The organism is Brevundimonas sp. FV2ps16, from assembly GCF_058681075.1.
Genome location: NZ_CM178728.1, coordinates 1,283,613 through 1,306,046, shown reverse-complemented (window position 1 = coordinate 1,306,046; position 22,434 = coordinate 1,283,613). Strand labels below are relative to the sequence as shown.

The window sequence follows — 22,434 nt, the reverse complement described above, 5'->3', positions numbered from 1 at the left end:
TGTGGCTATCGCGCTTCGCGCGACTTGAACCGAATTCATGCGCAAACTGCCCCTACCGGAACGCCTGTACGCTCGCCGCATGAGCGCCTTCGCGCTCAAGCAGCGAGCGACCGCGTCGCGAGCGTAGCGCCCTTCCGCGCGTCAGCGCGGCGCCAAGCGAATAGCCCCATCCAGCCGGATGCACTCGCCGTTGATATAGACGTTGCGCGCCAGCTCCAGCACCAGGGAGGCGTAGTCGGCGGGCGTGCCCAGGCGGCTGGGGAAGGGGATGGCGGCGGCCAGGGCGTCCTGGATCTTCTGGTCCATGCCGGCCATCATCGGCGTCCACATGATACCGGGCAGAATGGTGTTGCAGCGCACCCCTTCCTGCGCCAAGTCCCGCGCGATCGGCAGGGTCATGGCGTAGACCCCGCCCTTGGACGCCGAATAGGCCGCCTGGCCGATCTGACCGTCCTGGGCCGCCACCGACGCCGTATTGACGATCAGGCCGCGCTCGCCGTCCGCCATCGGCTCCAGGGTCACCATTCCGGCCGCCGACTGCGACAGGACGCGGAAGGTGCCGAACAGATTGACCCGCACCGTCCGTTCGAACTGGGCCATATCGTGGGCCTTGATCTCGCCGGTGTCCTTCTTGCGCGAGACGGTCTTCATGCCGGTGGCGATGCCGGCGCAGTTGACGGTCAGCCGCTCCTGGCCGTGGGCGGCGCGGGCCTTGGCGAAGGCGGCGGCGACCGAGGCGTCGTCGGTGACGTCGACCTGGCAGAAGACGCCGCCGATTTCCTTGGCGATCTCTTCGCCGCGTTCGGCGTTCAGATCGAACAAGGCCACCCGGGCCCCGGTGGCGGCGATGGCGCGCGCCGTGCCTTCGCCTAGGCCCGAGGCCCCGCCGGTGACCACTGCTGCGATACTGTTGTCGAGTTTCATCCCGGTCGTTCCTATGTTGTAATGAACCTGAGTTTCGTTTGAGGATTTAGCGGCCATGACCGCCAAAGCCAAACCCGCCGACCCATCCGACGCCCTTGACCCGCGCAAGGCCCTGGTCCCGTCCGTGGTCAAGGTCAACGAAGTGCGCGTGGCCAAGGGCTTCTGGCCCAAGCTGCAACGCACGGCCGCCCGAATCCCCTTCGCGGATCAGGCCCTGGCCGCCTGGTACGCCGCCCGCGACCCGGCCACGCCCCTGCCGGCCAAGGGCATGATCTTCGCCGGCCTGGCCTATTTCATCATGCCGATCGACGCGATCCCCGACCTGTTCGCCGGCATCGGCTACACCGACGACGCCGCCGTCATCGCCGCCCTGATCGCCACCCTCGGTGCCAACATCAAACGCCGCCACCGCGACCAGGCCGAGGACGCGGTGCAGCGGCTGAAGGCGAAATAGGCACACCCCTCTCCCCCTGCGGGAGAGGGAGACCGCGCACGGCGGCGCAGCCGTCGTCCTGGCGCGGTCGGGCGAGGGGTCGCGCCGGCCTCGCCGTTTCGCACAGACCGACCCCTCATCCGGCCCTTCGGGCCACCTTCTCCCGCAAGGGGAGAGGGGATTTCAGCTTTCCACCGTCACCACGATCTTGCCCAAGGCCTGACGATCCCCCAGCGCCTTGATCGCCGCCCCGGCCTTCTCCAGGGGGAAGGTCTGCGACACGCGCGGCTTGATCTTGCCCTCGGCATACATCTGCATCAGCTCGGCCATGTTGGCGGCGTGCCCCTTGGGATCACGCGCCACGGCCGCGCCCCAGAAGACCCCGATCACCGACACCGACTTCAGTAGGGTCAGGTTCAGCGGCAGGGACGGAATCCCCGCCGGGAAGCCGACCACCAGATAGCGCCCGTTCCAGTCCATGGCCCGCAGCGCCGGTTCGGCGTAGTCGCCGCCCACCGCGTCATAGACCACGTCCGCGCCGTCGCGGCCGGCCGCCAGCTTGAACTCGCCGGACAGCTCCTTCTGCCCCGCCTTGTCCATCGGCCCGGTCGGATAGATCAGGCCGTTGTCCGCCCCCAGATCCAGGGCGAACTGGACCTTGTCATTGGTCGAGGCCGCCGCCACGACCCGCGCGCCCATGGCCTTGCCCAATTCGACGGCGGCGGCGCCCACGCCCCCGGCCGCGCCCAGCACCAGAAGCGTCTCGCCGGGCTTCAGTTGCGCCCGGTCCTTCAGCGCATAATAGCTGGTGCCATAGGTCATGATCAGGGCCGCCGCCTCCTCGAAGCTCATGGCCTCTGGGATGGGAATGACCGTCTCGGCCTTGACCGCCAGCCGCTCGACCAAGCCGCCCCAGCCGGGCACGGCGATGACCCGGTCGCCCTTGCGCACGCCCTTGACGTCTTCGCCCACGGCCTCGACCACGCCGGCGACTTCCGCACCGGGCGAGAAGGGCCGTTCGGGGCGGAACTGGTATTTGTCCTCGATAATCAGGGTGTCGGGATAGTTGATCCCCACCGCCTTGACCTCGATCACCACCTCGCCCGCCTTGGGCGTCGGATCGAGCACGTCTTCGACCACGAGAGTTTCGGGACCACCGGCGGTCTTGGACAGGACTGCGCGCATTATTCCTCCTTGGCCGACATGGCGCGGCCTTCTCGACGACGCTAAAGAGCGCCACGCCCGTTTGAAAGAGGCGAAACAACAGGCTCGGGAAGACAGATCATGACCGCCCTCATCCTCCACGGCGGCGCCGGCGCCCGGCGCGAACGCAACTATGACGCCGAGGTCGTGCACATGCGCCAGGTGGTCGAGGCCATGAAGGCCCGGCTGGACGCGGGCGACAGCGCCCTGGACGTGGCCGTGGCGGCGGTGACCCTGCTTGAGGATTCCGGCCTCTATGTCGCCGGCAAGGGCGCCTCGCCCAATCTGGCCGGCGCCTATGAGCTGGACGCCAGCCTGATGGACGGCGCCACCCGCCGGGCTGGCGCCGTCGCCGCGCTCCAGGGCTTCCGCAACCCCGTCGTCGCCGCCCGCGCGGTGATGGACCGCACGCCGCACGTCATGCTGGTAGGCGAGGGCGCGGCCCTGTTCGCCCATGACCAGGGGCTTGAGCCCATCGCCGACGAGGCCGCCTGGTACACCGGCGCCGGCCAGGGGGAGGACAATCATCCGCCCGGAACCCTCAGCCACGGCACCGTCGGCTGCTGCGTGCTGGACAGCCAGGGCCGTCTCGCCGCCGCCACCTCGACCGCCGGGGTCTTCGGCAAGATGCCGGGCCGCGTCGGCGACACCCCCATCCCCGCCGCCGGAACCTGGGCCGACGGCCACGCGGCCACCTCCTGCACCGGCCAGGGCGAATATTTCATCCGCGTCGCCGCCGCCGCCCAGGTCGCCTGGCGTGTCGCCGCCGGCCAGACTCTGGCGCAGGCGACCCAGGCCGTCATCGACGAGATCGGCCATATGGGCGGCGACGGCGGCCTGATCGCCCTGGACGCCGCCGGAAACATCGCCAGCCCCTTCAACAGCCAAGGCATGAAACGCGCCTGGCTGACGCCGGACGGCGAGATCGGGGTCGAGGTGTTCAGGCGCTGAAGATTACATCTCTGTAAGGTGCACGGCGGGCGGACGCTGGTACGGTCGCCTCCGCCCCGGCGTTCCGGGCCTGGAGACCCCCGATGAAAATCCGCCTGACCGTCACCGTCGCCGCCTCGGCCCTGCTGCTGGGACTGACCGCGCCCGCCTTCGCCGCCCCGGCCCCAGTGGCCGCGATCGCCGCCGTCCAGGCGCCCCAAGGCGTCACCGTCCCGCCTCTGGGCTTCGCCAAGCGCGTGCTGCCGAACGGGCTGGAGGTCTATACGGCCCGCGACGCCGACACTTCGAACGTGACGGTCCAGGTCTGGTACAAGGTCGGGTCAAAGGACGATCCGGCCGGCCGCTCGGGCTTCGCCCACCTGTTCGAACACCTGATGTTCAAGGCGACCAAGAACCTGCCGCCGGAAACCTTCGACCGGCTGACCGAGGATGTGGGCGGGTCGAACAACGCCTTCACCGCCGACGACACCACCGCCTATTTCGAGACCGTCCCCGCCAACCACCTGCAGCGGATGCTGTTCGCCGAGGCCGAGCGGATGGGTTCGCTTGTCGTCGACGAGCCGACCTTCGTCGCCGAGCGTGACGTGGTGAAGGAGGAATACCGCCAGCGCATCCTCGCCAATCCCTACGGCCGCCTGTTCGGCCTGTTCGTGCCCGAGACCCTGTATCAGGAGAGCCCCTATCGCCGCGCCGGCATCGGCTCGATCGAGGAGCTTGAAGCCTCGTCCCTGGACGACGTCCTACGCTTCCACGCCACCTACTACCGGCCCGACAGCGCCTATCTGATCGTGGCGGGCAATTTCGACCAGGCGCAGTTGGACCGCTGGATCGACCAGTATTTCGCCCCGCTTAAGAACCCGACCACGCCCCTTCCGGCTAATAATGTCGTAGAGCCCGAGCCGACCGGCCCGCGAGACGCCACCTATTATGCGCCGAACGTCCCCCTGCCCGCCGTCGTGCTCGGCTGGCCGACGGTCAAGTACGCCGACGCCGACCGCGCCGCCCTGACCGTGCTGGACGGCATACTGTCGACCGGAGAGAGCAGCCGCCTGTACCGTTCGCTGGTCTATGATCAGCAGATCGCCGCCCAGATCGGCTCGACGCCCGACTTCGCCCAGCAGGCCGGCAATCTGACCGCCCTGGCCATCATGGCCCAAGGGCACACGGCCGAGGAGGGGATCGCCGCCCTGAACGCCGAGATCGCCAAGCTGCGCGACATCCCCGTCACCGCCGCCGAACTGACCGAGGCCAAGAACGAGATCGTCGCCGACACCCTGCGCAGCCGCGAGACCGTGGACGACCGCGCCGTGGCGCTGGGCTTCGCCCTGATCAACACCGGCGACGCCGCCGCCGCCGACCGCGAGATCGCCCAGATCCAGGCGGTCACCGTCGCCGACGTTCAGCGTGTGGCCCGCAAATATCTGACGCCGCAGCGGCAGTCGACGATCCGCTATCTGGCCGCTGACGAGCAGAACCCGCCCTCGGTTCAGAAGATGAACGTGGACGCCCCCGTCAAGGTGGCCGACCTGGCGCCGGCGGGAACCCCGGCCGTCCTGCTGCCAGAGGCCGAGCGTGCGGCCTTGCCGCAGCCGGGGGCGGAGGTGGCGCCCGCCACCCCGACCGTCGCCGACTTCCGTCTGTCCAACGGCCTGCGCGTCCTGGTCGCCCCGACCGACGGCCTGCCGCTGGTCTCGGCCCGCCTCAGCTTCGACGCCGGTTCGTCCGATGATCCCACCGGCAAGGCCGGGATCGCCTCCATGACCGCCGCGCTGCTGACCCAGGGCACCAAGACCAAGTCGGCGCCCGAGATCGCGACGGAGATCGAACAGCTGGGCGCCTCCATCGGCGCCGGCGCCGGCGTGGACTTCACCAATGTCTACGCCAACGCCCCGGCCAATGCCTTCCCGGCGACGGTCGCTCTGATGGCTGATCTGGTGAAGAACCCCACCTTCGCCGCCGAAGAGCTGGAGCGTCAGCAGGCCCAGGCCCTGGACGGCCTGCGCGTCGCCCTCAGCCAGCCGGGCTCGATCGCCAGCATGACCGTGGGCCGCGTTATCTATGGCGACGCCCCTTATGGCGCGACCCTGACGCAGCAGACGGTGCCGGCCATCACCCCCGCCGACGTGGCCGCCTTCCACGCCGCCCGCTATCGCCCATCGGACGCGACCCTGGTCTTCTCGGGCGACATCACCCCCGCCGCCGCCCGCGCCCTGGCGCAACAGGCGTTCGGCGACTGGCGCCCGGCCGGAACTGCGCCCGCCGCCACCGCCAATCCCGCCGGTCAGGCCCTCGCCCCGCGCATCGTCGTGGTGAACCAGCCCGGCGCCGGCCAGGCCGCCGTCGTCGCCGCCATCCGCGGCGTGTCGCGCACCGACGCCGACTATTTCCCGCTGACGGTCGGCAACACCCTGCTGGGCGGCGGCTTCTCGTCGCGGCTGAACCAGGAGATCCGCATCAAGCGCGGCCTGTCCTACGGCGCCGGATCCTCCTTGGGCGTACGCGCCGACGCCGGCGTCTTCACCGCCTCGACCCAGACCAAGAACGAGACCGCCGACGAGGTCGCCGACCTGATCCTGGCCGAGATCGCCAAACTGGGAACCGAGACCCCGACCCAGGCCGACCTGGCCCCGCGCCGCGCCACCCTGATCGGCGGCTTCGGTCGCTCGCTGGAAACCGTGGACGGCCTGGGCTCGCTGGTCGCCAATCTGGCTCTGTACGACCTGCCGATGAGCGATCTGGCCGACTACGCCGGTCGCGTCCGCGCCGTCACACCGGAACAGGTCGAGGCCGCCTTCGCCGAACACCTGCCGGTCAATCGCGCCAGCCTGGTGATCGTCGGCGACGGCTCGCTGTTCCTCGACGCCCTGCGCGCCAAACACCCGAACCTGGAGGTCATCGAGGCCGGGGACCTGAACCTGAACAGCGGTTCGCTGAAGTAGGAGCATGCTCCCGACTTCCTGATGCCGTCATCCTCGGGCTCGTCCCGAGGGGCGGCTGCGGAGCTTAGTCGGAGAGCGCCGTCGCTTCGGCTATCGGCGCCTATGCATCAGTCTGGAGCGCGAGCGCTTCAGCCTCAACAAGAAGAAGCCGTCTCGGCACTATCAGGGAGAGGGCTTGGCGGTGCGACGGGGGCGGTAGCCTGGCATTCGGCCAGAACAATTCTGCGTACCATGTGCAGTTGAGCCGCTCTGCGCCCCGGCTGGTGAACCTCGGACACATAGCGCTGTCCGCCGCGCGCGAGCCTGAACCTCTCGCCCGGATCAAGAATCAGGCGCTCCATCGCCTCGATCAGCAGGTCGGGAGCCACGGCCCGCAAATAGAGGGCATGAGGGCCGCTGGCTTCGCGCAGTCCCCCACGACCCGATGAGATCAGGGCGGCGCCTGCCGCGTGGGCTTCCACGGCGGTGAGGCCGAAGGGTTCGTCCCAGATCGAGGGCGTCAGGGCGATGGCGGCGGACTTCATGACCGTCTGAACCTGACCGATGGGAGCGGAGCGCAGGATTGTGACCCTCTCGCCGAAGCGCGTCAGCGGCGCCACATGCGGACCCGCCCAGCGGTGATGATGGTCCCAGTCGTTCAGCATCAGAACGGCGCGCCACTCCGGATGACGGTCCAGCACGGTGGGAAGGGCGGCGCAGATGGCGGCGACGCCCTTTTCCGGCATGGCCCGCCCGGCGAAGGCGATGATCGGCTCCCGGCGTTCGAGCGGCGCCAGCCAGGGCCCCACGTCGATGGGATTGGGCACCGAGAAGGCCCGCTCCGCCTGACGGGGGTAGGCGCGAACAAAGGCGTCCTTTTCCGCATCGCTGACGAAGACGAAGCCGTCCATCCAGTCGTAGCGTCGGTTGTACCGCCAGTCGTCCAGCATATGGCGAGGCGTTTTCAGGGCGTTGTGGCGATACAGGATATGGGCAGGCTCAGGCAGGACTGACGAAACGAACACGGCCTGTTTGACCTGCTGGTGGTGTTCGATCACATCGGGTCGATAGGCTCGCAGACCTTCGATCAAGGCTGTGCGACGGCTTGCACGATCGACCGGCAGGACGACGACATTCGGCAGACCATGATCTTCGGCGCCTTCGCAGCAGAATATTCGGACATCCTGGCCTGGGCTGGCCTGAACCAGGGTTCGAACCACCGTCTCCATGGAGTTGGGCTGGGACGCGGAAAAGCGGCATCCGGAAGGCATCAGGATTGCAGTGCGCACGGCGAACGATCCGACTTGAGAACTAGGCGGCGTTTAGGCTGCGGACGCACGGCCCGCGACAAATTTGCTGAATTTGAAAGTAAGCGGGACGGCCGCACGTCCGATCATCGACGACCGTTTTCGCCGCAACCTCTGATCTCATCGGTTGCCGGGATCGTCGCGAGCGGGTGTATAGGGCGCCGATGAGCCCTCCGTCTTCGACACAGGCCGCCGGTCTAGAGGCGGTGTTTCACGCCCTGCGGCCAGAGCTCGAGCGGCGCGCCCGCGCCATGGGCGCGGCGGACGATGCGGAGGACGTTCTCCAAGACGTCTGGATCCGAGTGCAGGGCTCGCGCGGCCCGATCGCCAATCCCCGCGCCTATCTGTTTCGCATGGTCTACACCGGCGTTCTGGACCGCCGTCGCGGGCGTCTTAGGACATCCGCCCGCGAGGCCGCATGGATCAGGGACGCCGGGAGCGCAGTCGACCCCGCGACCAGCGCCGAGGCCGAACGCGCCCTGATCGCACGCGAAACCCTGGCGGCCGTTGAGGTTCGGCTTGAAGCCCTGGGCGACCCCGCCGCCATGATCTTCCGCCGTCATCGAATCGACGGCCACACCCAACGCCGCATCGCCGAGGACCTGCGTATGGGCTTGAGCACGGTCGAGAAGCACCTGCGACGCGCCTACGCCGCGCTCCTCGGCCTTGAGGGAGATCCGGCATGAGGCAAACCCTACACCGCGGCGTCCAGGGGATATGCAGATGACCGACACCTCGCACGCCGTCGAACGCGCCGCCCTGGACTGGCTGGTGCGCGTCAACGATCCCGCTTTTGACGCCTGGGACGACTGGCAGGCGTGGCTCGACCAGGATCCGCTGAATGCGGCCGTCTACTGGCGGCTGGCGAAGACCGAGGCCGATCTCGTCGACGCCATGGCCGCCCCGTCCAGACGATCAGGTCTGCGCCCCGCGCGCGAGGCTCGGCGGCGGACCTCGCGGATGTGGCTCACGGCGGCGGCCGCTGTTCTCGTCGCCGCACTGTTCGGGATCGGCTGGTACGGTTTGATGCGGCCACAGCCCTGGGTGGTTGAGACCGCGCCCGGCGAACAGCGGGCTCTGGAACTGGCGGACGGCACGATCGTCCATGTCGCCGGCGGCACGCGTCTGCGCCTGGACCGCCGCGCGCCCCGAAACGCCGAGCTGGAGTCAGGCCGCGCCCTGTTCGAGGTCGCCCACGACGACCGCCGCCCGTTCGTGGTCGAGGTCAATGAGGTCGCCGTCACGGATCTCGGGACCGTCTTCGACGTCACCCGTCTGCACGACGGCGCGCGCGTGACCGTGTCCGAGGGCGTGGTGCGGGTCGATCAAAGGGGGCGCTCCGTAACTCTAGGCGCCGGCGACGGCGTCATCGTCGGAGACCAAGGTTTCGAGCGCCGTCGCCTGGATCTCGCGGCGGTCGGCGCCTGGCGCGACGGACGGCTGGTCTATGACAATGAACGCCTGGCGGTCGTCGCGGTCGATCTGTCGATCGCGCTGGGCCGCCCGGTCAGCGTCGCCCCGGAAATGGAGGACAGCCGCATTTCGGGAAGCCTCTCGGTTTCAGGGGCGCCGGAGAGTGTGCGACGCCGGCTGGAACTCAGCCTAGACGCCAGTGTGACGAACAATGGCGTCGGTTGGCGTATCGAGCCGCGCGCCGTTCCGTGACAGCCCCGGCCGTCCTTGTCGCCGCCGTCTTGGCCCATATCTCGGCTCAGGCGCCGGCCCAGCAACATGACTTCAACGTCCGCCCCGGCCCCCTGCTCCAGGGCGCACAGGCGATCGCGGCTCAAGCCGGGGTGGATGTGGTGGTTCAGGCCCCACTTCGCGGCCGGACGGCGGGCGGCGTCAACGGGCGGCTGACGGTGGACCAGGCCTTCGAGCGGCTGTTGCGACCGACCGGGGCCCGCGCCGTGCGGCTGGCCCAGGGGGTCTACCGGATCGAGCCGGCTCCCCCTGTCCGCCCTGCGCCTCCGCCGCCGCGCCCGGCCGCCCCGACCGTTCTGGACGAGGTGATCGTCACGGCCTCCGTGCGACGAGGCGGCCTGTCCGAAGCCACCGGACGAACCCTCATCGCGCCCGACGGACTGGACAGAGCGGAGGGGGTCGCCTCCAGCGAGGCTGTCGCCGACCTTTCCGCCGCCGTCGATTCAACCCGCCAGGGTCCGGGCCGCAACAAGCTCTTCGTCCGCGGTCTCGCCGATTCCGCCTTCAACGGACCGCTTCAGTCCACGATCGGCCAGTATCTGGGCGACCTGAGACTGACCTACGGATCGCCCGACCCGGACCTGGCCCTGGTCGACATCTCGGGCGTCGAGGTGTTCGAGGGGCCGCAGGGCGCGCGGTTCGGCGCCGGCTCCATCGGCGGCGTCGTCCGTCTGCAACCCGTCTCACCGTCCTTCGCCGAGACAAGCGCGCGGTTCGTCGTCGGTCTGTCGTCGACCTCCGGCGGCGCAGACGGGGCGGACGCCGCGGCGATCCTCAACCAACCCTGGGGCGATGACGCCGCTGCCCGTCTCGTCGTCTATGGTCGTCGAGACGGCGGTTTCCTGAACAATCCGGCGCGAGGCGTCGAGGACGGCGACAGCGTCGAGACCTTGGGTCTCCGCGGCGCAATCCGACTGGTTCGCGACGGCTGGACCTTCGACCTCACGGCGGTCGGACAGGACATCGTCGCAAACGACGCCCAGACCATACCGGCGGCGGACCAGCGATTGTCGCGGGACCGTCTGGTCGCCGAACCCTATCGAAGCACGCTTGCACTGGCGGGGGTGACAGCGAGCCGCGACGTCGGCGCCATGCGCCTGACCTCCGCGACCAGTCTCTCGCGGCAGACCCTCAAGGAACGGTTCGACGCCACCGAACCGGGCGGAGCGGTGGCCGCCCTCGTGGACCGCGACCAATCGATCTGGGCCCTGTCCAGCGAGTTCCGCGTCGAATCCGACCGCGAGGCGCCCTGGTCCTGGACAGGCGGCGGCGCCCTGGCGCTCGGTGAAACCCGCGCCGAGCGACGCCGGTTTGAACCCTCCCAGGCGCAGGGCCCGACCTATGGCTCGGACCTCGACCGGACCTTTGCAGAGGCCGCCGTTTTCGGCGAGGCTGTGGCTCGCCCCGCCCCCGGCTTGCGGCTTGCGTTCGGCGGCCGTCTGGCGGCGGTTCGCCTCGTCTACGACATCCATACCGTCGGGCCGAACGCGGTGGAAGCCGCCTCACCGCGCGACGACGGCGTCAGCCTGACGGCGACCCCGACGGTCTCGGCGCGCTGGACGACGCCATTCGGCTGGTCGGCCTTTGTGCGGTTTGATCAGGCGGTCCGACCGGGCGGCGTCAGCGACAGCGATGGAGGCGTGGAGACCTTCGCCTCGGATCATGTCACCCTGTGGGAAACCGGCGTCCAGACGCCTTCCTCACCGAACATCCAAGCCCAGGTCTCGATCGGCTGGCAGGACTGGCGAGACATCCAGGCCGACGTCGCGACCCAGGGCGGCGACCTCGTGACCGGCAATATCGGCGACGGCCGAATCCGGTTCGTGTCGGCGCGCGCCGCCTGGACGCCGACGCCCACGCTGCAACTCTCTGGCGGACTGTTTCTCAACGACAGTCTCGTGCGTATCGACCGGCCCACGATCATCGGCGTAGGCCGCGCCCCGATCCCGAACGTCGCGCCCGTCGGCGCCCAGTTGGCCGTGGATCAGCATGACCTGCGTCTGGCCGGCCTGCCCCTGACGCTCGGCGCCAACGTGCGCTATGTCGGCAAGTCGCGGCTTGGGTTGGGACCAGGCCTCGACGTCCCCCAGGGCGGCTATGTGCGTACCGAGCTGACCGCCCGTCTCGGCTCGGCCCAGCGGGCCTTCAGCCTGAGGGTTTCCAATCCTTTCCATGTCCAGGCCACCCGCTACGGCATCGGATCGCCCTACCGGCTCTTCGATCCCCAGGCGGTCCCGCTGCGTCCCCTGACCGTGCGGCTCGGCTTTGAGGCCGCCTTCTGATTTTGCGGTCTCCGTAAGGTCTCCGCCGGCGGGCGGCGTCTTCTCCCCAACAGCCGCACAGCGGCGGCGCTCGGCACAAGGCAGGGCGCTCGGGGAAACGATAAATGCCGGTTCGATCATCCGTTCGCCACAGCGCACAGCGCCGCCGCCGTTCGGCTCACCTTCTCGCCATAACAGGCGTGGTTCTGGCCGGCGCCGGTCTCGTCGGCTTGAGCCCAGCCTTGGCAGACGAGGCGTCATGGGACGTCGCGCCCCTCAGCCCAGCCGACGACCGGGAGGTAAACACCGGAACCCTCGTCATCAGCCAGGGACGCGACTACGGCGCGGGCGACGACATGTTCACCAACAAGGGCGTGCTCCGGTTCGCAAAGAGCGCCGCGCCCTTGACCCTGACCTTCACCAGTCTGGAACGGTTCGCCAACGACAGCGGGCTTGTCGATCTCCGAAACGAGCGGGCCGGCGACGTCTTTTCGCTCTCCGGCTCCTACGCCGCCTCGGGCGACGCCCGCCTGGGCCTGGACATCGGCGCCTCGGCGGCGGACAGGTTCGTCATCGGCGGCGGCGCCTCCGGCCGAACGGGCCTTCTGCTGAACATCGCCCCGAGCGATGCGCGCCTTCTGGCCAAGGGTCTGACCGTGGTCACCGTCGGCTCCAGTTCGCCGTCGAACGCCTTCTACGTCGCCGATCCCGACCAGGGTCTGGTCCGCTACGCCGTCAGCTACGACTCGGCGGCGCGGGCCTATCTGCTGAACGCCTCGGCCGGCCTGGCCGTCCACCAGACCGTGCGGGCGGGTGAAGGCCTCGCCACCGCCTGGCGCGCCTCCGCCGACGCCTTCGGGGCGGAGCAGTCGATGGCGCGCGCCGCCGGCGGCGCCGCCAGCCGCGTCTGGGCCCAGATCCACGGCGGTCGACTGGATCGGAAAAGCGACGGGGCGAGTTTCGACCTCGACTATGACCAGACCACCGCGGGCGGTCAGATGGGCGCCTCCCTGGGCGCGCGCGACTTTGCTGGCGGCCAGGCCGTTGTCGGTCTCACCGGCGGCTACGTCGATTCCCGGCTGACCTTCGACGACAGCGGGCTGAGAGCGGACATCGAAACCGTCAACGCCGGCGTCTATTCGGCCTGGCGTAGACTGGGCTTCTTCAGCACCGTGCTGATCAAGGCGGATCGCCACCATCTCAACCTCCGCAGCCCGGCCGCAGGTTTCGAGGCGGATATGGATGGAACGAGCTGGGGCGGACAGATCGAGGCCGGCTATCGCATCGCCCTGGAAGGCGGCGGTTTCGAACCCCTCGTCGGCCTCGACTATGTGCGAAGCGGCATGGACGATCTCGAGGTTCTTGGACAGCGGGTCGTGTTCGATGATCGCGGCGGCTTCTCGGCGCGGGTGGGCGCCCAGGGCTTCATCCGCAAAGACCTGGCCGACGACCGCGCCGTGATCGTCTCCCTGGCCGTCGAGGCGGTTCAGGATCTCGACACCGACCAGACCGGACGCCTGGTCAGCGGCGGCCAGACCGACGCTGTCGCTCTGGAAGGCCAGAAGACCTTCGCCCGAACGCGGTTTGTAGCCCAGCTCCAGACCGGGGGGGGGCTGCAGGCCTTTGTCCAGGGCGAGGGCCGCTTCGGCGAAAATCAGTTGGGCGGCGGCGTGCGCGCGGGCGCGCGCTACCGCTTCTGAACCATTCGACGACGGCGCGCGTCGCCTGAGTCGATCATCCCGCGCGTGTCACCCGTCCCTGTCCGCGACGCGGGATGCAGGCCGCCGCCGAAAGGCGGCGGCCACTTCCTTATATGAGACGACCGAGCCCCGAGCCATATCCGGCGACATCGCCGACGAACGCCGACGACCACGACCGAGTCGAGGCGGTGCTGCGGGCGGCGGCGAAATAGCGACCCGGGGTCACGCCTGTCACCCGTCTGAAGAGTCGGTGGAAATGGGATGCGCTGATCCCGGCCGCCTCCGCCAGCGCCTTCAGGCTCGGCGTCTCGCCTGCGGCGCAGACCTCAGCGCAGGCCGCCTCGACCAGGGCGCGATGGTATTCGTGAAGGGCGGGCTCTTCCGGCCGGCATCGGCGGCAGGGCCGAAAGCCTGTGCGGCGCGCGTCCGCCAGTGTCTCGTGAAAGCGGATGTGTTCAGGTCTGGCCCTGCGAGACGGACAGGTGGGCCGACAATAGACCCCGGTGGTCACTACGGAATACCAGAAGACGCCCTCGGCGCGGGGATCTCGCGCATGAACCTGAGCGATCCGACGTCCCCGCGGCGTAAGTACATTGGAAATAGGGATCTCAGGCGTGGACATGGCGTCTTCCAGAAAGTGTATTTCCGAGAAGACGCCGCCGGGGCGACGACGCATTATGATCGAGGCGTAACTTCAGGGCGCTGATCGGCGTGTAAGGCTCTCTGGCGCGCAGAAAATATTCGGCGGGCGGGAATAATCGGCCCTCTGGCGACGTCTATGTCAGCACCACCCCATCCGAGCTGAGGCCGACCATGCCGACTATCTCCTTGCGCAAATCCGTGGCGCCCCTCGCCGCCCTGGCCGTGCTGGGCCTCGCCGCGCCGCTGGCCGCCAGCACGCCTTCTGAGCAGTTCATGGCCGAGAACGACGCGGCGATGGCCCATATGCACGCCGCCATGGAGATCACCCCAACCGGCGATATCGATCGCGACTTCGTCGCCATGATGATCCCTCATCATCAGGGCGGTATCGACATGGCGGTGGCGGTGTTGCGTCATAGCCGAAACGACCAAATCCGGCGACTTGCCCAGGAGATCATCGTTGAGCAGCAGCAGGAAATCGCCGCCCTGCGACTGGCGGTGGACCAGCCGCTGCCCGCCGCCTACCCCGCCCCGACCAATCCCTCGCCCTCTGCGCCGCGTGGCGTTCCATCCGCCCATCATCACGGAGGCTGAGCCCATGCAGCGCCAGACCTTGCTCGCGACCGGTCTTTCAGCCGTTCTCTTGGCCGCCAACGCCCAAGCCCAGACGAGCCCGATCGGTCCGATTTCCGCCCGCGACCGCATCTACGCCGCAGAGCAGTTCTCGAACACCGTGTCGGTGACCGATCCCTCCACCAACCGGCTGGTGGGCCTGATAAGGCTGGGCGACCCGGCGCCCGCAAACCTCAGCCCGCTGTACCGGGGGCAGTTGCTTGTCCACGGCCTGGGCTTCTCGCCCGACGGTAGGACGCTGGCCGTGGTTTCGATCGGGTCCAACTCGATCAGCTTCATCGACACGGCCACCAATGTCGTGAAGCACGTCACCTATATCGGCCGTTCTCCGCACGAGGCCTTCTTCACGCCTGACGGCAGGGAGTTGTGGGTGACGGTGCGCGGCGAGGATTATGTCTCGGTGATCGACCCGGTCAGCTACGAAGAAATCCGCCGCATCAAGACGCCGGGCGGGCCAGGCATGACCATCTTCTCGCCGGACGGTCGCTACGGCTACATCTGCTCGTCCTTCAATCCCAAGACCGTGGTGGTGGACGTGGCCACCCATGAGATCGTCGGAGAGGTCGCCCAGCCCAGCGCCTTCTGCCCCAACATCGCCGCCTCGCCGGACGGGGCGCAAGTCTGGTTCACTCTCAAGGACATCGGCAAGACGGTGGCCTTCAACGCCCGCGCGCCGTTCGATGTGCTCACGACGCTGGACACCGGGCCCCTCACCAACCACGTCAACTTCGCCCAAACTGAGCGCGGCCAGTTCGCCTATGTCACCGTGGGCGGGGAGAACGTCGTCAAGGTCTTCCGCACCGACGACTTCAGCCACGTTGCGACCATCCCCGTCGGCGCCTTGCCCCATGGCCTCTGGGCGTCGCCCGACGGCTCGCGGATTTATGTCGGACTGGAGAACGCCGGTGAACTGGCGGTGATCGACACCGCCTCCAACACGGTCGTGACCAATGTGGGCGTCGGCCAGGCGCCCCAGGCGCTCGTCTATGTGCCCGGCGCGGTCCCCACCGGCGCGGGCGACCAGAACCTGCAGCCCCGGTCAGAGGGCGGTTCGGTCCTGATCCGCATGCGCGTCAGCGACGGGACGGAGGCCGGCACAACCATCAGCCTGTATGATCAGGGCCTGATTCAGGTCATTCAGGGAGCGGTGTCCGGACTAAAGCCGCGCACGCCCCATATCCTGGCCCTGGCGAAGTCGCCGGACGGCTCCGGCCCCCTGGAGCCGATCGCCGCCTTCATGACCAATCCCGCCGGCGGCGCCATCGTGAATGCGCTGGGGCCCATCCGCCAACAGGTGCGCGCCGAACAGGGCGCGGACCGCCGCTACCTGGTGATCTCATCCGGCACGGCGGTCTCGCCCGGCGCCCCGGTGCAGATCCAAGTCCTGGAGCCCTAGGGTGCACGCATGACGGACATGGAGCATTTGATCGAGCCGGTGATCCCAGGGCTGCGGCGTTACGCCAACGCCCTGGTTCGCGATCCGGCCGAAGCCGACGACCTTGTTCAGGATTGTCTGGAACGTGCCGTCACCCGCTGGGGCCAGCGCCGCGCCGACAACGACACGCGCAGCTGGCTCTACGCCATACTGCACAATCTGGCGGTCAACCGGTGGCGCAAGTTGAGTCGACGGGGCGTGATGGCGCCGATCGACACGGTCGATCAAAGATCGCTGTCCGTGGCGCCGGCGCAGGAGCATGGGCTGGACCGCGCCGATGTTCTGCGCGCCTTGGATAGTTTGCCTGATGAATACCGCAGCGTGATCCTGCTGGTGACGGTCGAGGCCCTGCCCTATGCTGAAGCCGCCCGTGTTCTGGGCGTACCGCTCGGCACGGTCATGTCGCGTCTCTCGCGCGGACGCGCCCGCCTGGCCGCCGCCCTGGCCGAAGGCGCGCCCGTCAAATCGCATCTCAGGAGGGTCAAATGACCGCCGACCGCCCGATTGGCGAAGACGAGCTTCATGCGTTTCTTGACGGCGCGCTCGAAGAGGGCCGGCACGCCGCAGTGCGGCGCTATCTGGACGCCCACCCTGAAGAACGGGCCCGACTCGCGGCTTACCGCCGACAGGGCGAGGCTTTGCGCGAGGCCCTGGCGCCCTTCGCTGATCAACCCCTGCCTGCGGAACTCAGTCTGAAAACCCTCGCCGAACGTCGCCGAAAGGCCCTGGCTGGAAGACATCGGTTCGCGGCGGCCGTCGCCATCCTCTGCATCGGCGGCTTGTCGGGTTGGTTTGGACGTGCAGCGGTCGCCCCGCCCGCGCGGGGGATCGACGCGCTCAGCCGTGAGGCCGTCGACAACTATACCGTCTACGCCTCCGACACGCTTCGTCCCGTCGAGCTGGCTTCCGACCAGCGCGCGACGCTGACCCGCTGGGTGTCCGAACGTCTCGATGCGCCGGTGCAGGCCCCTGATCTGCAGGGCGCCGGCTATAGTTTCCTTGGCGGACGACTTGTGACGACTCCCAACGGCCCGGCCGCCCTCTTCGTCTACGATGGGACGTTCGGCGACCGGCTGACGGTGATGGTGCGGCCGATGGAGATCGACAGGAACCGCCCCATGTCCGAGCGGTCCTATGGAATGCTCGACGGCGTGACCTGGTCGAAGAACGGCCTCGGTTTCAGCGTCGTCGCGCCCCGCGCCTCGACCGATCTGCTTCCCGTCGCCGAGGACGTGCGCCGGCAGGCCTTCTCCTGACCCCATCCAGACGATCCTCGCTTCGAACCGCCTTGAAGGGTCGTGGCGTTCGCGAGCGGCCACCATCGCGGCTCTGAGGCTTCACTCAGAACGGGCTGGATGCGGACTGTGAGGACGGGGCCTCGTCAGCGTGCTCCCGCTCCGACGTTTCCTCGTTGATGAGTCGCGCGCGCACGTCCTGGGGCGCAGACTCCGCCCAGCTGAGAAGCTGGTCGAGCACGGGGCACAGAGTCTGGCCCCATTGCGTCAGGTGGTATTCGACGCGGGGCGGAACCTCGGGATGGACCACGCGCGCGACCACGCCGTCGCGCTCCAGCTGGCGCAGTTGCTGGATCAGCATCTTTTGCGACACGCCTGGAATCGCCCGCTCCAGCTCCGAAAATCGGCGGACCTTGGCTCCAAACAGCTGAAACAGAATGACCAGCTTCCACCGCCCCTCCAGCACGCGGATCACGTTCTGCGCGCTCACGGCGGCGGTTTGGGGCGTGTAATCAACCCGCTTACTTTTTAGTGCGCTACTGAGTTTTTCGTCTGTTCTTGCCATTTCCGTAGCATACTTCCACGTCTGCCCCAGCGCAATCCGTCGCTGAGGAGATCGTCATGACGCCCCCGCTTCCCAAACCCATCGCAGACTATGTCGCCGGCGCCGCCCGGCTCGACGTCGACGCCATGCTGGCCCCCTTCGCCCCCGACGCCGTGGTTCACGACGACGGCGGTCGCCACCAGGGCCACGCCGAACTGCGCCGATGGCTCGAGGACGCCGTCGTCGCCGCCAAGGCCGTCTTCACGCCTGACGCCGCCCGCCATGAGGGCCAACAGTTCGTGGTGGAAGGCCTCACCCATGGCGCCTTCAAGGGCAGCCCGATCCGCTTCACCAAGCGGTTCACGCTTGAAAACGACGCCATCAAGGCCCTGGAGATCACCGCATGAGCCCGCGTAGCGACCCCGCCGAGTTCGCGGGCAAACGTATTCTCGTCACCGCCGGCACCAAGGGCGCCGGACGCGCCACGGTCGAACGCTTTCTGGCGGGAGGGGCGCGGGTGATTACCGCCGCCCGCACGGCGCCGGCCGCCATCGACGGTTTCGAGTTCGTACAGGCGGACCTGACGACGCCGGAAGGCGCCGAGATCCTGGCGTCGGCTGCGCGAGAACGTCTGGGCGGCGTGGACATCCTGGCCCATGTGGTCGGCGGCTCCTCCACGCCGGGCGGCGGCTTCGCGGCCGCCACTGACGAGCACTGGCGCAACGAGCTCGACCTCAATCTCTTGCCGGCCGTGCGGCTGGACCGCCTGCTCGTGCCGGACATGATCGCTCAGGGGAGAGGCGTGGTGATCCACGTCTCTTCAATCCAGGCCACACTACCGCTTCACGACTCCACGATTCCTTACGCCGCCGCCAAGGCCGCCCTGACAACCTACAGCAAGGCCCTGTCCAAGGAGCTGGGCCCCAAGGGGGTGCGGGTGAACGTCGTCTCCCCCGGCTGGATCTATACGGAAGCCTCCGACGCCCTGATGCAGCGTCTGGCCGCGAGCTCCGGCGGCACAATTGAGGATGCTCGTGAGAGCGTGCTCGCGGCGCTCGGCGGAATTCCGATCGGGCGTCCAGCCCAGCCGGAAGAAGTCGCCGATCTGATCGCATTCCTCGCGTCGGACCGGGCCGCCTCAATCCACGGCGGCGAGTTCGTCATTGACGGCGGGACGATCCCGACCGTCTGACCGGCGACGATCGCGCAAGGGGCCTGGGTATTGCCCCGTCGCCACCGGGGTGGTGATGGAGCCGTCGGCGATGCGCAGGCCCTGCAAGCCATAGACACGCTGCCGCTGTTGTGCGGCGCGATCGGCTCTCGGTACTCCCAGCCGAGCGAGACATGGCCCTGAAGATTGCTGCCGACGCCCGGCAGCTCGTGCAGCACTCGGTTCCCACGCAGTTGAGCCTTCTGCACTCACACCATTCTTCAGGGCCGCTGCACCGTCTGCGACAATCTGTCGGCCGATCCTCGCTTCGCGACCGTGCACGCTGGACGACACCTAGAAGAATATCGCTTCCAGCCTCGGCCAGGGCCGTAGCGGAGGTTGAGAAAAAGCGTCAAGTCGGACGCCTTCAGCCCCTAACCCTGCGTCGACTTCCGCAACGCGAGGCTTTCGTAGACGGCGTTGCGCAAGGACTTGAGGCGCGTGTTGAGATCGCCGAGCTCGGGCGCGGTCTGTCCCGAAGCGTCCAGCAGAGCCTCGCCCAGACACCCCGCACGCTCGCGCAGGGCGCGGCCCTCGCCGGTCAGGGTGATCACCACCTGGCGCTCGTTCTCGGGATTGCGCGCCCGCCTGACAAGGCCGGCGCTCTCGAGCCGCTTCAGCAAGGGCGTCATGGTGCTGGGCTCCAGCGCCAATTCCTCCGCAATGTCGCCGACCGTTAGGCCGTCCTCCCGCCACAGGACGTTCATCACGAGATATTGCGGATAGGTGACGCCCAGTTCGTCCAGCAGGGGCTTGTACGCCCGTTGAATGGCCATGCCGGTCGAATAGACGGTGAAGCAGAGCTGGTCGTCCATCGGGACCGGACCTTTGGATTTTGACATTCGGGGCTACTCACTCCTGCACAGGACACGAGTTATATCGCGATAATAATTCGCTTCACAAGACCGGTAGAGGCCTTGCCCTTTCCTCTCAGGCCGCTCGCCCGAACGGAGGCGGCGCGCTGCGCACCGGGCGCACGCAAAATTTTCGCGGCCGGGAATAATCAGCCTTCTTGAGACGTCTAACGTCAAAATCTCCCGCCGAGCCAACGCCCACCATGCCGACCGTCTTCTTTCGCAAGCCCGTGGCCGCCTTCGCCGTCCTCGCCGTGCTGGGGGTCGCGGCGCCGCTGGCGGCCAGCACGCCGTCCGAGCAGTTCATGGCCGAAAACGATGCTGCTACGGCCCGGATGCTCGCCGCCATGGAGATCAAGCCCACGGGCGACATCGATCGCGACTTCGCCGCAATGTTGATCCCCCACCATCAGGGCGGCATCGACATGGCCGTAGCCGTGCTGCGCCATAGCCGTAACAACCAGATCCGGCGGCTCGCCCACGCTCACGGAGGCTGATCCGTACCCCAGGGCGACGCCTCAAACTCAAAGGCGGCGGAAATGTATATATCGCGATAATTATTGGCTTGACATGAGAAGTAGCATCGAGCACCTTTGATTTGCGCGATAAATGTTATCGCGATTATCTCCTCATTCTCAAGTTCGTACCCAGTCCCCCCGAAGGAAACGACCATGACCAAATTCCGCAACATCCTCCTCGCCGCCGTCGGCGCCGCCAGCATCGGCGGAGCCGCTCAGGCCCAGTCCGTCCAGACGATTCCGGCGGCTCAGACCGTCCGCAACGTCGTTCTCGTCCACGGCGCCTTCGCCGACGGCTCGGGCTGGAGGGCCGTCTATGACGACCTGACCGCTCGCGGCTACCGGGTGACCATCGTCCAGAACCCCCTCACCTCCCTGGCCGACGACGTGGCCGCCACGCGGCGCGCCCTCGCCCGCCAGGACGGCGGAACCATCCTTGTCGGCCACTCGTGGGGCGGCGTGGTGATCACCGAGGCCGGGGTCGACGAAAAGGTGAAGGGCCTGGTCTATGTCTCCGCCCTGACGGCCGATGTCGGCGAGACGGCCGGGGACCAGTATAAGGGCTTCGGCATCCCCTCGACCTTCGTGATCGAGGAACAGGCCGACGGATTCGGCTTCATCAGCGCCGAACGCTTCCAGGAAGGGTTCGCCGCCGACGTCAGCGACGCCGACGCCGCCTTCATGCGCGACTCGCAGGTGCCCATCGCCATGTCGGCCTTCGCCACGCCGGTCACCCAGGCCGCCTGGAGGACGCGCCCGAGCTGGTTCATCGTCGCCACCGAGGACGCCGCCATCGCCCCCGCCATGCTGCGTCAGCAGGCCGAGAAGATCGGCGCCGTCAAGGTCGAGATTCGCGCCAGCCACGTCCCGATGATCTCACAACCGCACGCCGTCGCCGACTTGATCGATCAGGCCGCCCGCAGCGCCGGCGACCGGCCGAACTGACGCCTGCAAACCGACCGAAACCTTCGCCTCAAACCACCCTCAAAGGACATAGCCATGACTTACCTGACCCTCTCCGACGACACCCGCCTGTTCTACAAGGACTGGGGCCCCAAGGACGCTCAACCCATCGTCTTCCACCACGGCTGGCCGCTCAGCGCCGACGACTGGGACAACCAGATGCTGTTCTTCCTGGACAAGGGATTTCGCGTCATCGCCCATGATCGCCGCGGCCACGGTCGATCGGACCAGACCGATACGGGGAACGACATGGACACCTACGCCGCGGACGTCGCGGAACTGGCCGAGGCGCTCGACCTGAAGAACGCCATCCATATCGGTCACTCCACCGGCGGGGGCGAGGTGATCCGCTACGTCGCCCGCAGCCGGCCCGGCCGCGTCGCCAAGGCCGTACTGATCGGCGCCGTGCCGCCGATCATGCTGGCTACGGCGGCCTATCCCGGCGGCCTGCCGATGGCGGTGTTCGACGGGTTCCGTGACGCGCTCAAGCAGAACCGCGCGCAGTTCTTCCTCGATGTGCCGTCGGGTCCCTTCTACGGCTTCAACCGAGAAGGGGTGGAGGTGAGCGAAGGCCTGATCCGCAACTGGTGGCGCCAGGGCATGGCGGGCGGGGCAAAGGCTCAGTACGACTGCATCACCGCCTTCTCCGAAACCGACTTCACCGAGGACCTGAAGGCCGTGTCCCTGCCGGTGCTCCTGCTGCACGGCGAGGATGATCAGGTCGTGCCGATCGACGCGTCAGCGCACCAGGCCATCAAGCTGTTGTCGAACGGAACCCTGAAGACCTATCCCGGTCTGTCACACGGGCTGTTCGCGACCCATCCGAACGTCGTCAACGCCGATCTGCTGGCGTTTATTCAAGGATAAGACCGCCGGCTGTTGAGTGCGGGACCTCGCCTCCTGCATTCAACAGCCGCCCTTCGCCCCAAGGTCGCAAGGGGCAAGGGGCCCACGCGTCGACGGCCTCGCGACATGCGAACTTCACAATGAGCCGGTAGA

Annotated in this window: 22 protein-coding genes and 1 pseudogene; 17 read left to right on the top strand and 6 right to left on the bottom strand. The window is 68.0% G+C overall.

All coding sequences use genetic code 11. The features are described 5' to 3' along the window. Nucleotides 1–141: 141 nt before the first annotated feature. Nucleotides 142–924 (bottom strand): SDR family NAD(P)-dependent oxidoreductase, encoded by a 783-nt coding sequence (locus ACW170_RS06220; protein WP_492088792.1) that lies wholly within the window; start codon nucleotides 922–924, stop codon nucleotides 142–144. Nucleotides 925–979: 55 nt separating this feature from the next. Between ACW170_RS06220 and ACW170_RS06215 the strand changes: the two genes are divergently transcribed. Then, nucleotides 980–1,378: a YkvA family protein gene (locus ACW170_RS06215; RefSeq protein ID WP_492088791.1), complete on the top strand. Its 399-nt coding sequence runs from the start codon at nucleotides 980–982 to the stop codon at nucleotides 1,376–1,378. Nucleotides 1,379–1,540: 162 nt separating this feature from the next. Here the strand turns inward: ACW170_RS06215 and ACW170_RS06210 are convergent, their stop codons facing one another. After that, the gene (locus tag ACW170_RS06210; RefSeq protein ID WP_492088790.1) at nucleotides 1,541–2,542 is read right to left on the bottom strand and encodes an NADPH:quinone oxidoreductase family protein; all 1,002 of its coding nucleotides are present in this window, start codon (nucleotides 2,540–2,542) and stop codon (nucleotides 1,541–1,543) included. A gap of 99 nt (nucleotides 2,543–2,641) precedes the next feature. Here ACW170_RS06210 and ACW170_RS06205 point away from each other — a divergent pair, with 99 nt between their 5' ends. The 3 genes and pseudogenes from ACW170_RS06205 to ACW170_RS06195 form a co-directional block, all read left to right on the top strand. Further along, nucleotides 2,642–3,511, top strand: coding sequence for an isoaspartyl peptidase/L-asparaginase family protein (locus ACW170_RS06205; protein WP_492088789.1), 870 nt, complete (start codon nucleotides 2,642–2,644; stop codon nucleotides 3,509–3,511). An 83-nt stretch (nucleotides 3,512–3,594) separates the two neighbouring features. Next, nucleotides 3,595–6,450 carry a M16 family metallopeptidase gene (locus ACW170_RS06200; RefSeq protein ID WP_492088788.1) on the top strand — a complete coding sequence of 952 codons (2,856 nt, stop codon included), beginning with the start codon at nucleotides 3,595–3,597 and terminating at the stop codon, nucleotides 6,448–6,450. 52 nt (nucleotides 6,451–6,502) lie between these two features. Further along, nucleotides 6,503–6,640 (top strand): annotated as a pseudogene (locus ACW170_RS06195) (IS3 family transposase); the annotation flags it as partial. Here ACW170_RS06195 and ACW170_RS06190 read toward each other — a convergent pair. Then, nucleotides 6,585–7,718, bottom strand: coding sequence for a glycosyltransferase family 4 protein (locus ACW170_RS06190; protein WP_492088787.1), 1,134 nt, complete (start codon nucleotides 7,716–7,718; stop codon nucleotides 6,585–6,587). The pseudogene ACW170_RS06195 and the gene ACW170_RS06190 overlap by 56 nt on opposite strands. A gap of 182 nt (nucleotides 7,719–7,900) precedes the next feature. Between ACW170_RS06190 and ACW170_RS06185 the strand changes: the two genes are divergently transcribed. The 4 genes from ACW170_RS06185 to ACW170_RS06170 all read left to right on the top strand — a co-directional run bounded on the left by ACW170_RS06185 (nucleotide 7,901) and on the right by ACW170_RS06170 (nucleotide 13,401). Beyond that, the gene (locus ACW170_RS06185; RefSeq protein ID WP_492088786.1) at nucleotides 7,901–8,422 is read left to right on the top strand and encodes an RNA polymerase sigma factor; all 522 of its coding nucleotides are present in this window, start codon (nucleotides 7,901–7,903) and stop codon (nucleotides 8,420–8,422) included. Between the two features lie 37 nt (nucleotides 8,423–8,459). Continuing rightward, the gene (locus tag ACW170_RS06180) at nucleotides 8,460–9,401 is read left to right on the top strand and encodes a FecR family protein (protein ID WP_492088785.1); all 942 of its coding nucleotides are present in this window, start codon (nucleotides 8,460–8,462) and stop codon (nucleotides 9,399–9,401) included. Continuing rightward, entirely contained in the window at nucleotides 9,398–11,722 is a 2,325-nt protein-coding gene (locus ACW170_RS06175) for a TonB-dependent receptor plug domain-containing protein (protein ID WP_492088784.1), read from the top strand. The genes ACW170_RS06180 and ACW170_RS06175 overlap by 4 nt, the downstream gene beginning before the upstream one ends. A gap of 104 nt (nucleotides 11,723–11,826) precedes the next feature. Further along, complete coding sequence (locus tag ACW170_RS06170; RefSeq protein WP_492088783.1) at nucleotides 11,827–13,401, top strand: autotransporter outer membrane beta-barrel domain-containing protein; 1,575 nt, start codon at nucleotides 11,827–11,829, stop codon at nucleotides 13,399–13,401. Nucleotides 13,402–13,510: 109 nt separating this feature from the next. On the opposite strand, the gene ACW170_RS06165 is transcribed toward ACW170_RS06170, so the two are convergent. After that, a complete protein-coding gene (locus tag ACW170_RS06165; protein ID WP_492088782.1) occupies nucleotides 13,511–14,077 on the bottom strand; it encodes an Ada metal-binding domain-containing protein in 567 nt (188 codons plus the stop codon). Nucleotides 14,078–14,214: 137 nt separating this feature from the next. On the opposite strand from ACW170_RS06165, the gene ACW170_RS06160 reads away from it, so the two are divergent. From ACW170_RS06160 to ACW170_RS06145, 4 genes are read left to right on the top strand one after another with little or no spacing between them, the layout of a single operon-like run. After that, the gene (locus tag ACW170_RS06160; protein WP_492088781.1) at nucleotides 14,215–14,637 is read left to right on the top strand and encodes a DUF305 domain-containing protein; all 423 of its coding nucleotides are present in this window, start codon (nucleotides 14,215–14,217) and stop codon (nucleotides 14,635–14,637) included. A 4-nt stretch (nucleotides 14,638–14,641) separates the two neighbouring features. Then, a complete protein-coding gene (locus tag ACW170_RS06155) occupies nucleotides 14,642–16,072 on the top strand; it encodes a YncE family protein (RefSeq protein ID WP_492088780.1) in 1,431 nt (476 codons plus the stop codon). A gap of 9 nt (nucleotides 16,073–16,081) precedes the next feature. Continuing rightward, the gene (locus ACW170_RS06150; RefSeq protein ID WP_492088779.1) at nucleotides 16,082–16,600 is read left to right on the top strand and encodes a sigma-70 family RNA polymerase sigma factor; all 519 of its coding nucleotides are present in this window, start codon (nucleotides 16,082–16,084) and stop codon (nucleotides 16,598–16,600) included. Next, on the top strand, nucleotides 16,597–17,367 hold the full coding sequence (locus ACW170_RS06145) for an anti-sigma factor family protein (protein WP_492088778.1): 771 nt from the start codon (nucleotides 16,597–16,599) through the stop codon (nucleotides 17,365–17,367). Before ACW170_RS06150 ends, ACW170_RS06145 begins: the two co-directional genes overlap by 4 nt. 85 nt (nucleotides 17,368–17,452) lie before the next feature. Here the strand turns inward: ACW170_RS06145 and ACW170_RS06140 are convergent, their stop codons facing one another. After that, on the bottom strand, nucleotides 17,453–17,836 hold the full coding sequence (locus tag ACW170_RS06140) for a winged helix-turn-helix transcriptional regulator (RefSeq protein ID WP_492088777.1): 384 nt from the start codon (nucleotides 17,834–17,836) through the stop codon (nucleotides 17,453–17,455). A 131-nt stretch (nucleotides 17,837–17,967) separates the two neighbouring features. Here ACW170_RS06140 and ACW170_RS06135 point away from each other — a divergent pair, with 131 nt between their 5' ends. Together ACW170_RS06135 and ACW170_RS06130 are read left to right on the top strand one after the other, a co-directional pair. Next, entirely contained in the window at nucleotides 17,968–18,297 is a 330-nt protein-coding gene (locus ACW170_RS06135; RefSeq protein ID WP_492088776.1) for a nuclear transport factor 2 family protein, read from the top strand. Next, the gene (locus ACW170_RS06130) at nucleotides 18,294–19,082 is read left to right on the top strand and encodes an SDR family oxidoreductase (RefSeq protein ID WP_492088775.1); all 789 of its coding nucleotides are present in this window, start codon (nucleotides 18,294–18,296) and stop codon (nucleotides 19,080–19,082) included. The genes ACW170_RS06135 and ACW170_RS06130 overlap by 4 nt, the downstream gene beginning before the upstream one ends. 392 nt (nucleotides 19,083–19,474) lie before the next feature. On the opposite strand, the gene ACW170_RS06125 is transcribed toward ACW170_RS06130, so the two are convergent. After that, the gene (locus ACW170_RS06125; RefSeq protein WP_492088774.1) at nucleotides 19,475–19,942 is read right to left on the bottom strand and encodes a MarR family winged helix-turn-helix transcriptional regulator; all 468 of its coding nucleotides are present in this window, start codon (nucleotides 19,940–19,942) and stop codon (nucleotides 19,475–19,477) included. 215 nt (nucleotides 19,943–20,157) lie between these two features. Here ACW170_RS06125 and ACW170_RS06120 point away from each other — a divergent pair, with 215 nt between their 5' ends. The 3 genes from ACW170_RS06120 (at nucleotide 20,158) to ACW170_RS06110 (ending at nucleotide 22,302) form a co-directional block, all read left to right on the top strand. Further along, complete coding sequence (locus tag ACW170_RS06120; protein ID WP_492088773.1) at nucleotides 20,158–20,451, top strand: DUF305 domain-containing protein; 294 nt, start codon at nucleotides 20,158–20,160, stop codon at nucleotides 20,449–20,451. A 174-nt stretch (nucleotides 20,452–20,625) separates the two neighbouring features. Then, complete coding sequence (locus tag ACW170_RS06115; RefSeq protein WP_492088772.1) at nucleotides 20,626–21,417, top strand: alpha/beta fold hydrolase; 792 nt, start codon at nucleotides 20,626–20,628, stop codon at nucleotides 21,415–21,417. Between the two features lie 54 nt (nucleotides 21,418–21,471). Next, complete coding sequence (locus ACW170_RS06110; protein ID WP_492088771.1) at nucleotides 21,472–22,302, top strand: alpha/beta fold hydrolase; 831 nt, start codon at nucleotides 21,472–21,474, stop codon at nucleotides 22,300–22,302. Nucleotides 22,303–22,434 lie beyond the last annotated feature (132 nt).

What these genes read in the sequence shown, in the direction of transcription:
- ACW170_RS06215 (WP_492088791.1), top strand. Translation starts at nt 980, where the DNA reads ATGACCGCCAAAGCCAAACCCGCCGACCCATCCGACGCCCTTGACCCG.
- ACW170_RS06145 (WP_492088778.1), top strand. Translation starts at nt 16,597, where the DNA reads ATGACCGCCGACCGCCCGATTGGCGAAGACGAGCTTCATGCGTTTCTT.
- ACW170_RS06210 (WP_492088790.1), bottom strand. Translation starts at nt 2,542, where the DNA reads ATGCGCGCAGTCCTGTCCAAGACCGCCGGTGGTCCCGAAACTCTCGTG.
- ACW170_RS06220 (WP_492088792.1), bottom strand. Translation starts at nt 924, where the DNA reads ATGAAACTCGACAACAGTATCGCAGCAGTGGTCACCGGCGGGGCCTCG.
- ACW170_RS06160 (WP_492088781.1), top strand. Translation starts at nt 14,215, where the DNA reads ATGCCGACTATCTCCTTGCGCAAATCCGTGGCGCCCCTCGCCGCCCTG.
- ACW170_RS06120 (WP_492088773.1), top strand. Translation starts at nt 20,158, where the DNA reads ATGCCGACCGTCTTCTTTCGCAAGCCCGTGGCCGCCTTCGCCGTCCTC.
- ACW170_RS06115 (WP_492088772.1), top strand. Translation starts at nt 20,626, where the DNA reads ATGACCAAATTCCGCAACATCCTCCTCGCCGCCGTCGGCGCCGCCAGC.
- ACW170_RS06170 (WP_492088783.1), top strand. Translation starts at nt 11,827, where the DNA reads ATGCCGGTTCGATCATCCGTTCGCCACAGCGCACAGCGCCGCCGCCGT.
- ACW170_RS06165 (WP_492088782.1), bottom strand. Translation starts at nt 14,077, where the DNA reads ATGCGTCGTCGCCCCGGCGGCGTCTTCTCGGAAATACACTTTCTGGAA.
- ACW170_RS06150 (WP_492088779.1), top strand. Translation starts at nt 16,082, where the DNA reads ATGACGGACATGGAGCATTTGATCGAGCCGGTGATCCCAGGGCTGCGG.
- ACW170_RS06130 (WP_492088775.1), top strand. Translation starts at nt 18,294, where the DNA reads ATGAGCCCGCGTAGCGACCCCGCCGAGTTCGCGGGCAAACGTATTCTC.
- ACW170_RS06200 (WP_492088788.1), top strand. Translation starts at nt 3,595, where the DNA reads ATGAAAATCCGCCTGACCGTCACCGTCGCCGCCTCGGCCCTGCTGCTG.
- ACW170_RS06125 (WP_492088774.1), bottom strand. Translation starts at nt 19,942, where the DNA reads ATGTCAAAATCCAAAGGTCCGGTCCCGATGGACGACCAGCTCTGCTTC.
- ACW170_RS06205 (WP_492088789.1), top strand. Translation starts at nt 2,642, where the DNA reads ATGACCGCCCTCATCCTCCACGGCGGCGCCGGCGCCCGGCGCGAACGC.
- ACW170_RS06110 (WP_492088771.1), top strand. Translation starts at nt 21,472, where the DNA reads ATGACTTACCTGACCCTCTCCGACGACACCCGCCTGTTCTACAAGGAC.
- ACW170_RS06185 (WP_492088786.1), top strand. Translation starts at nt 7,901, where the DNA reads ATGAGCCCTCCGTCTTCGACACAGGCCGCCGGTCTAGAGGCGGTGTTT.
- ACW170_RS06155 (WP_492088780.1), top strand. Translation starts at nt 14,642, where the DNA reads ATGCAGCGCCAGACCTTGCTCGCGACCGGTCTTTCAGCCGTTCTCTTG.
- ACW170_RS06135 (WP_492088776.1), top strand. Translation starts at nt 17,968, where the DNA reads ATGACGCCCCCGCTTCCCAAACCCATCGCAGACTATGTCGCCGGCGCC.
- ACW170_RS06180 (WP_492088785.1), top strand. Translation starts at nt 8,460, where the DNA reads ATGACCGACACCTCGCACGCCGTCGAACGCGCCGCCCTGGACTGGCTG.